Here is a 7,108-nt window from a genome sequence, read left to right as displayed (position 1 = left end):
TTCTGTGGCCTGACGGCCACTCGGAGGTGGGTCAAAATTAATGGCCAGTAGTGGGTCACTTTAATTGGCCACTAACACGCATCAACGACAGAAAAATCAGCCACAACCTTCGCCGTTTCAATACCAGCAAGCTTTTTCACTATATGCAATGCAATAGTGACCCAGGAAAGTGGGCCACCAGCAGTTATGATACCGTTATCATCAATTAATTCACTTGCCCATACCGCATTCGCCTTTGGGAATCGTTGCTTTAATTCATCATGTAACCACCACGTGGTAGTGCATTTTCGGTTATTAAGTAAGCCCGCCTCTCCAAGTGCAAATACACCGCTGCAAGAGCCACACATGAGCGCTCCTTTTTTATATTGTGTAGCCAACCATGAGCAGGTAAGCTTATCTGTAGTGGTTTTGGGTGGGTGTCCTTGACCATTTGGAATAAACCCCGGTACCAACACTGCATCGCAATGCTTAATTGAAGCAAAATCAGAGTCGACCTCAAAAATACGCCCATGCCCGTCAGTTATCGGCTGCCCATCATGATTCGCCAAAATCACGTTTGGGTGCCACTCCACCTTCGAAAGTGCTCCATCTCCAGACTTCTGCACAAAATGCAAACCACTTAATGCAAAGATATCAACCATGCCCATAAGCCCTGATGGCAAGGCGTTATTCACTGAAAGAATCACAATTGTCGTCATCCATACACTCCAAACAAATAATGGCAGATATTGCATGAATGTTTTCTTTTTTGCCACTACTGGTCAAGCTGCGCCAATCCCTACAATGGCACCTTGATTTCAACATAAGGGGAATTTATGAAAATTTTCAATCCTATGCGTAAAGCAAGTATTTATCTAACTGTATTTCTATTCATTTTAATGAATGCGTCTATATCACGCTCAGAAGTACCAAAACAGGAGACTATCATGAAAGAAGCAAGCTATATTCCATTTGAGGCCAAGTCTGGACAAGACAAAGAGCTAACTGCTTTTCTAAAGGAAGGCGCAACACTGGTGGCGCAAACTGAACCCAATACATTGTATTGGTATGCGCTTAAAAAAAACGATGGCAGTTTCGGAATTTTTGATTTTTTTCCAAATGAAGCGGGCCGGTCAGAGCACTTTGCAGGGAAAGTAGCAGCCGCATTAAATACCAATGCAGATACGCTCGTAGAGCATGGTTGGGATAAGGGGGTTGTTGCTAATATTTCTAACTTTAGCGTTTTATCCTATAAAAAACCTGACACAGACTTAGAAAATGCAACAAGCGCAACTTATATATTGTTAAAAGCCCATCCAGGAAAAGAGCAAGAATTACAGCAGCTATTGATCGGAGCCGCATCTGTTGTCGCAGAAACTGAACCAAAAACGTTGTTATGGACATCACTTAAATTAGATAGCAACACTTTTGGTATTTTTGATACCTTTACCGATGAGAGTGGAAGAGAAGCTCACTTTGCCGGGAAAGTTGCTGGTGCCCTCAAGGCCCAAGCGGATGATCTTGTCGTTGGCGGCTGGGATAACGGTGTTCTAAACAACATTCATAATTTTGAGATTATTGCAGAAGCTGGCAAATAATTTTGGTCTTCTAGCTTGTTTGCTCACAATTAGCCTAACAAAGTGTTCAACTGGACCCAGTTACGCTGGGCCAGTTAACACGGCGTTAAGCTTTATTGTTGCGGGATGCGCAACGCGCTAAAATTCCCTCATGATTAAATCATTCCGTCACAAAGGACTGAAACGGTTCTACTCGACTGGCAACACGTCTGGTATACAGCCTGACCACGACAAGAAGCTGCGAATGCAGCTTGCTGCTCTGGACTCGGCCACTTCGGTGGAAGATATGGATATACCGGGTTTCCGGCTTCATCCATTGAAGGGTAGAGATAAAGGGCGGTGGTCGATTCGGGTTAACGGAAATTGGCGCCTGACGTTCGAGTTTCAGGACGGCAACGCCTACATTCTTGATTATGAGGATTATCACTAATGACTATGCATAATCCGCCGCATCCTGGTGAATTCATTCGGGAGGTGTACCTGGAGCCTTTTGGCATCAGTGCCCGTCAGCTTGCTTCCAGTCTGGGGGTCTCTCCCTCGACTTTGTCTCGGCTGCTCAAAGGGGATAGTGGTATTAGCCCGGAAATGGCTCTGCGGCTATCCAAGGTTCTCGGGCGTACACCTGAAAGCTGGTTGGCGATGCAGGATATGTACGATCTGTGGGTGGCCCGCAACACGGTCAACCTGGATGGAATCCATCCCCTGGACTTCGAGGCAGCTTAACCAATGGCTGTTGTCGGACGCGCCTGCGCTGGCGCTCCGGCACGCCGGAAAGCCAGGCGTTATCGGCTTTAGTCTCAGATATGGAAGTTTAGAGTGGAAATTAAGATCTTCGGCATTTCGTTAGCGATAGGCATAGGGTTAGCCGCTGTGTTCTGGTTACCCGTCTTGTGGGGTTATTTCTTTGCCAGATGGAAGGGGCTTTGCTCTCCAAAGCGCTTCGCGTTTTTCAGTGGTTGTACGAGCTACGGGATTCAAACTCTGATCGGAGCACTGCTGATATTTCCCTTTGCCGTCCCAGCGACAAAGTCTGCGCCGCAGTATTGTTATGGCAACCCTGGTGCGTGGCTCTGTCACTTTCTGGATTTCGCCGAGGATTGGTCCGGTACATTTGGGTTGATTGCGGCTGTGGTCGTAACAGTCTTAGCACCGGCAATATTTAATAAGTATGTGTGGGCCGGTGCCAGTAGCCGTTAACCAAGCGGTCAACCGCACGCCAAAAGCCTGCCACTTTGGGTTCCCTCCGCTGCGTCCCGGCTCCGGTTACCATAGGTGCTATAAGGAGAAGGCGTGCATCATCTAGCTGTCCAGTGGATTGTGGGGTTACTGAGGGATAGGAATATTCCCTTTCTGATCTGTGGCGGGCTCGCAGCAAAGGGATATGGCTCTGAGCGCGATCTGAATGACATCGATCTTTTCGTGCCCGGTGAATGCTTTTGGTCAGTGGTAGAGGCTTGCCAGGAATATGTATCCAAAGCTGCCGCTCACCGTCGGGAGGAAGGCTGGGATCTGACCTACGTCCAGTTCAAGTATGAAGGTGTCAAAGTGGAGGTGGGCAGCTCTGACCGTCCGCGAATTTTTGATGCAAACAGGCAAACCTGGGTTCCGCTTAGCATAGATTTCTCTCGATATGCGACGGTGTCTTTGCTTGGCCTGAAGCTTCCCATCATGTTGAAAGAGGACTTGGTCCAGTATAAGACCGCGCTCTCACGCCCTGTCGATATCGAGGATGTCTGTGCTATCCGTGAAAGTGAATAAACAGACTATGCACCGGAGACCAGAACCTCTGCTTCGCGCCGGTTTTGTCACCGGTGATAGTGAACCATGGCATAAATCAAGGAGTCAGATTTGAGACCGGGAATCTTTATCGTAGTCAGTGCTTTGCTGGTTGGATGTGCAACCCATGAGCAACCCATTCCTGCAGCAACAAGTACAGGCGAAATTGTCGAGTCGTCTTTTGACCAAAAGGCTGTTGGAGAGAATGCGCTCATGACGAATCAAGCCTTAAAGTCGTACCGAGAGGGGTATTTTCACGCAACCGAACACAAAGCTTTTGCGCAATCTGATGTGGGTGCCTGGTCCTGGAAATCAAACAGAACCTCAGTCAGGTACGCGATAGAGAACTCTTTGAAAGATTGCCAAAGAAACAACAAAAGACACGAAGCTGAATATCCGTGCAAGATCATTAATGTTGATGGGAAATGGGTCGGAGAGCACCAGACCCGGTAGCTGCGCATGCTGGCTGGTATTGAATAAGGGAGACTTTCCGCAGCGGAAAGTCTCCCGATAACACCTGGACACTTATTGGTAGGCGCCCGCACTGTATATCAACTCATAGCTGTGGCTGTAGATTTCCAGGATGTTGCCAAACGGGTCTTCCATGTAAATCATGCGGTAGGGCTTTTCGCCGGGATAGTAGCCGCGCGGTTTCTCCATGCGCTTTTTACCGCCCGCAGCCACAATCCGCTCTGCCAGTTCCTCTACGTTCGGGTCTTGCACACAGAAGTGAAAAACCCCGGTTTTCCAGTACTCGAAATTGTCTTCCGGGTTGGTCTGGTTCTTGAACTGAAAAAGCTCCACTCCGATTCGATCGCCCGTTGATAGGTGAGCGATACGGAAGCTGCCCCAGCCTGCGCCGAATACATCAGTGCACATCTCTCCGATGGCGCTGTCGTCCTCTTCGATCTCGGTTGGTTCCATAATCAGGTACCAACCCATCACCTCTGTGTAAAACTTTACGGCTTGCTCGAGGTCGGGCACGGATATGCCGATGTGCGAGAAATTTCTTGGGTAAGCGTTGTTCATGTCCTGTCCTCCTCTGTTGAGACTGAGAGCAGGTTACATCCGCTGATTAATCATTTAAAATTATCATTTATTCTCGTAAACATTATGGAGTATAATGATAAATACGACCTGGTTGCGCACCTTTTGCACGTTGGTGGAAGTTGGTCATTTCACCCGTACAGCTGAACGCCTTCACATGACACAGTCGGGCGTGAGTCAGCATGTGCGTAAACTCGAGGAGCAACTGGGTGCTGAATTGCTGGTGAGGCAGGGCAAGCAGTTTTCTCTATCCGGTGCAGGAGAGAGGCTGTACACCGAGGCGCAGAGCATCCTCTTCGCATTGTCGAATCTTGAGCAGACAGTGGGAGAGGACCCGCCCTTTGAAGGAAGTGTGCGAATCATGTCCCCGGGCAGTGTCGGGCTGAAGCTCTATCCACACCTGTTGGCTCTTCAGAGCAAACACCCGAAGCTGGTTATCGATTACCGGTTTGCGCCGAACCCCGATGTGGAAACTGCCATTGCCGGGTCTGCTGTTGACCTCGGATTCATGACGTCGAGATCGACGCTGGCCGACGTAAGCTGCACGCCCGTCGCCCAGGAATCGCTGCAGTTGGTAACACCGGCCACCGTCAAGGAGCCGGATTGGGACACGCTGATGAACCTCGGCTTTATCGACCATCCTGATGGCAGTCATCACGCCAGTTTGCTTCTTGGTGCCAACTACCCCGAGTTTCAGCACAGCAACCTGTTTCCGAAGAAAGGCTTCTCAAACCAGATTGGTTTGATTCTGGAGCCGGTAAGTATGGGGTTGGGATTTACCGTGCTGCCTGCGCATGCCGTTGAAGCTTTTGAGAAGCGTGAGCACATCAGAGCTCATCGTCTTGGTAACCCGGTGAGTGAAACGCTGTATCTGTGTGTTCCACGGCACCGGGCACTTGCGGCGAGAATGCGGACTATAATTGCGGAAACCAGGAAATGGCTTTAAACCGGCCTGGAATTTGGCACGTCGCGCCACTCGTGTGCGCAGTGATGTTGCCATCTAACTGCTCAATTAGGGATTAAGATGACGACGCATTCTGGCTCTTGCCTGTGTGGCACCGTGAAATATGAGATAGAGGGCGACTTCGAGAGCTTCTACCTCTGTCACTGCCGGCACTGTCAAAAAGATACTGGATCGGCTCACGCGGCAAACCTGTTTTCACAGTCCGCTGAATTAACCTGGTTGGCCGGTGCCGATGCTGTAACCTCCTATACGCTTGCTGGCACTCGTCACAACAAGAGCTTTTGTAAGCTGTGTGGTTCAGCATTGCCAAACACTCAGATAGCCGGTTTGCTCGTTGTTCCGGCAGGGGGCCTGGACACGGGGATCTCTTTGTCGCCAACGGCGCATATCTTTTTATCCAGTAAAGCCGCCTGGGAAGAGGCGTCAGCGGGAGCTCCAAGGTTCGAAGGACTACCGGATTGAGCTGCCTGGAGCTTTGCGTTCTCCAGCCAATTTCAATGTCATTTCCCCGGCTGAGATTTCCTCGCACCCCGTAGTGTTCTGCCCCGCCCACAGGGGCGAAAAGTCCCCCTTTCCGCGCTTTTCAGCCTCCGATCTCAAGGGCGCCAGTGCCGCTGCGGCATTGGGAAAATCCGGCACGCGCGTACTGAGAGGGCCTTGCTCTATGATAAGCCGGTTGACGATGCCGCGCGCCGGGCGACCGGAAAATACGTTGGTGATTTCGGTGTGGAACGCCTGCTCGGATTGGAGCGCGGCACGGTGGATGACGCTGGTTTTTGTTTCGGTGCAGAGAAGGTAAGCAGTGCCGACCTGGGCGGCGATGGCGCCCAGCTTTCTGGCTGCTTCGACGCCTGCGGCGGAGGCAATTCCGCCTGCCGCAATAACCGGGATTTTTACCCTGGATACGATTTTGGGGAGCAACGCAAAGGTACCCATGTGCAGGCCAAGGTCGTCAGACAGGAAATGCCCGCGATGGCCGCCAGCCTCAATCCCTTGCGCAATAATGGCGTCCGCGCCTCGTTGCTCCAGCCACTGGGCTTCGGCCACCGTGGTGGCACTGGCCAGTAACTTCACGCCATTGGATTTGATGTAGGCCAGCAAGTCGGGGGCCGGTAAGCCGAAGTGAAAGCTCACTACCGCAGGCATCAATTCAGCCACCAGATCGGCAGTTTGTTCATCGAAGGGGCGACGGCTTGCGCCGCCGGCGTCATCGTTCACGTCTAGCCCCAGCTCTTCGTAGTAAGGTTGCAGGCTTTGTCGCCAGGCCGCTTCTTTCTCCGGGTCTTCCGGTGGCTGGGTGTGGCAGAAGAAATTCAGGTTGAAGGGCCGGTCGGTCGCGGACCTTATCCTGGCGACTTCTTCGCGTATTTTGTCGCCTGTGAGCATGGCACAGGGGAGCGAACCCAGCCCTCCCGCTTTGGAAACCGCGATGGTCAACGCGCTGTCCTGCACGCCGGCCATGGGTGCCTGAATCACTGGGTATTCCACGTTCAGTAATTTCCTGAGGGTGGTCATTGTAAGTATTGCTCCCCTGTTTGTTGGTTATCGTTTTCGCAGATTGGTGACGGTTTCCCCTTTCACGCCCCAGTTGTCAGTCGACACTTCGTCGATAACCACGTGGGTGGCGTCAGGATTCTTGTTCAGGACATCGACCAGCAGCTGTGTTGTTCCCTGAATTAATTGGCGTTTCTGTTCGACGGTTACGTTGTCGTCGGTGACTTTGATATTGACATAAGGCATTCGAAATTCCTCTCGATAAATGGTT

11 protein-coding genes are annotated in these 7,108 nt (G+C 51.1%); 7 read left to right on the top strand and 4 right to left on the bottom strand.

The genetic code is table 11. From position 1 onward, the window contains the following. Window positions 1–71 precede the first annotated feature (71 nt). Entirely contained in the window at window positions 72–734 is a 663-nt protein-coding gene (locus tag WA411_RS16250; RefSeq protein WP_291908221.1) for a DJ-1/PfpI family protein, read from the bottom strand. Window positions 735–926: 192 nt separating this feature from the next. On the opposite strand from WA411_RS16250, the gene WA411_RS19095 reads away from it, so the two are divergent. From WA411_RS19095 to WA411_RS16225, 5 genes are all read left to right on the top strand, one after another. Then, entirely contained in the window at window positions 927–1,577 is a 651-nt protein-coding gene (locus WA411_RS19095; RefSeq protein WP_291908219.1) for a putative quinol monooxygenase, read from the top strand. 130 nt (window positions 1,578–1,707) lie between these two features. After that, complete coding sequence (locus tag WA411_RS16240) at window positions 1,708–1,986, top strand: type II toxin-antitoxin system RelE/ParE family toxin (protein WP_291908217.1); 279 nt, start codon at window positions 1,708–1,710, stop codon at window positions 1,984–1,986. After that, the gene (locus tag WA411_RS16235) at window positions 1,986–2,279 is read left to right on the top strand and encodes a HigA family addiction module antitoxin (RefSeq protein ID WP_291908215.1); all 294 of its coding nucleotides are present in this window, start codon (window positions 1,986–1,988) and stop codon (window positions 2,277–2,279) included. The genes WA411_RS16240 and WA411_RS16235 overlap by 1 nt, the downstream gene beginning before the upstream one ends. A 93-nt stretch (window positions 2,280–2,372) precedes the next feature. Continuing rightward, complete coding sequence (locus WA411_RS16230; RefSeq protein WP_291908213.1) at window positions 2,373–2,753, top strand: hypothetical protein; 381 nt, start codon at window positions 2,373–2,375, stop codon at window positions 2,751–2,753. A 93-nt stretch (window positions 2,754–2,846) separates the two neighbouring features. Then, on the top strand, window positions 2,847–3,314 hold the full coding sequence (locus tag WA411_RS16225) for a hypothetical protein (protein WP_291908211.1): 468 nt from the start codon (window positions 2,847–2,849) through the stop codon (window positions 3,312–3,314). A gap of 543 nt (window positions 3,315–3,857) precedes the next feature. On the opposite strand, the gene WA411_RS16220 is transcribed toward WA411_RS16225, so the two are convergent. Continuing rightward, window positions 3,858–4,361, bottom strand: coding sequence for a lactoylglutathione lyase family protein (locus WA411_RS16220; RefSeq protein ID WP_291908209.1), 504 nt, complete (start codon window positions 4,359–4,361; stop codon window positions 3,858–3,860). A gap of 94 nt (window positions 4,362–4,455) precedes the next feature. Here WA411_RS16220 and WA411_RS16215 point away from each other — a divergent pair, with 94 nt between their 5' ends. Beyond that, the gene (locus WA411_RS16215; RefSeq protein WP_291908207.1) at window positions 4,456–5,325 is read left to right on the top strand and encodes a LysR family transcriptional regulator; all 870 of its coding nucleotides are present in this window, start codon (window positions 4,456–4,458) and stop codon (window positions 5,323–5,325) included. 78 nt (window positions 5,326–5,403) lie between these two features. Continuing rightward, complete coding sequence (locus tag WA411_RS16210; RefSeq protein WP_291908205.1) at window positions 5,404–5,805, top strand: GFA family protein; 402 nt, start codon at window positions 5,404–5,406, stop codon at window positions 5,803–5,805. On the opposite strand, the gene WA411_RS16205 is transcribed toward WA411_RS16210, so the two are convergent. Further along, entirely contained in the window at window positions 5,794–6,858 is a 1,065-nt protein-coding gene (locus WA411_RS16205; RefSeq protein ID WP_291908203.1) for an NAD(P)H-dependent flavin oxidoreductase, read from the bottom strand. The genes WA411_RS16210 and WA411_RS16205 overlap by 12 nt on opposite strands. Before the next feature lie 27 nt (window positions 6,859–6,885). After that, entirely contained in the window at window positions 6,886–7,083 is a 198-nt protein-coding gene (locus tag WA411_RS16200; protein ID WP_136631951.1) for a tautomerase family protein, read from the bottom strand. Between the last annotated feature and the right edge of the window lie 25 nt (window positions 7,084–7,108).

The organism is Marinobacter sp. CH_CUG1437-1, from assembly GCF_037029655.1.
GTDB classification, from domain to species: domain Bacteria; phylum Pseudomonadota; class Gammaproteobacteria; order Pseudomonadales; family Oleiphilaceae; genus Marinobacter; species Marinobacter salsuginis.
The sequence above is the reverse complement of the archived record's forward strand: the minus strand, read 5'-3'. Positions and strand labels throughout refer to the sequence as shown.

Coding starts and splice junctions, on each gene's coding strand:
- WA411_RS16200 (WP_136631951.1), bottom strand. CDS start 7,083: ATGCCTTATGTCAATATCAAAGTCACCGACGACAACGTAACCGTCGAA.
- WA411_RS16250 (WP_291908221.1), bottom strand. CDS start 734: ATGCAATATCTGCCATTATTTGTTTGGAGTGTATGGATGACGACAATT.
- WA411_RS16235 (WP_291908215.1), top strand. CDS start 1,986: ATGACTATGCATAATCCGCCGCATCCTGGTGAATTCATTCGGGAGGTG.
- WA411_RS16205 (WP_291908203.1), bottom strand. CDS start 6,858: ATGACCACCCTCAGGAAATTACTGAACGTGGAATACCCAGTGATTCAG.
- WA411_RS16220 (WP_291908209.1), bottom strand. CDS start 4,361: ATGAACAACGCTTACCCAAGAAATTTCTCGCACATCGGCATATCCGTG.
- WA411_RS16210 (WP_291908205.1), top strand. CDS start 5,404: ATGACGACGCATTCTGGCTCTTGCCTGTGTGGCACCGTGAAATATGAG.
- WA411_RS16215 (WP_291908207.1), top strand. CDS start 4,456: ATGATAAATACGACCTGGTTGCGCACCTTTTGCACGTTGGTGGAAGTT.
- WA411_RS19095 (WP_291908219.1), top strand. CDS start 927: ATGAAAGAAGCAAGCTATATTCCATTTGAGGCCAAGTCTGGACAAGAC.
- WA411_RS16240 (WP_291908217.1), top strand. CDS start 1,708: ATGATTAAATCATTCCGTCACAAAGGACTGAAACGGTTCTACTCGACT.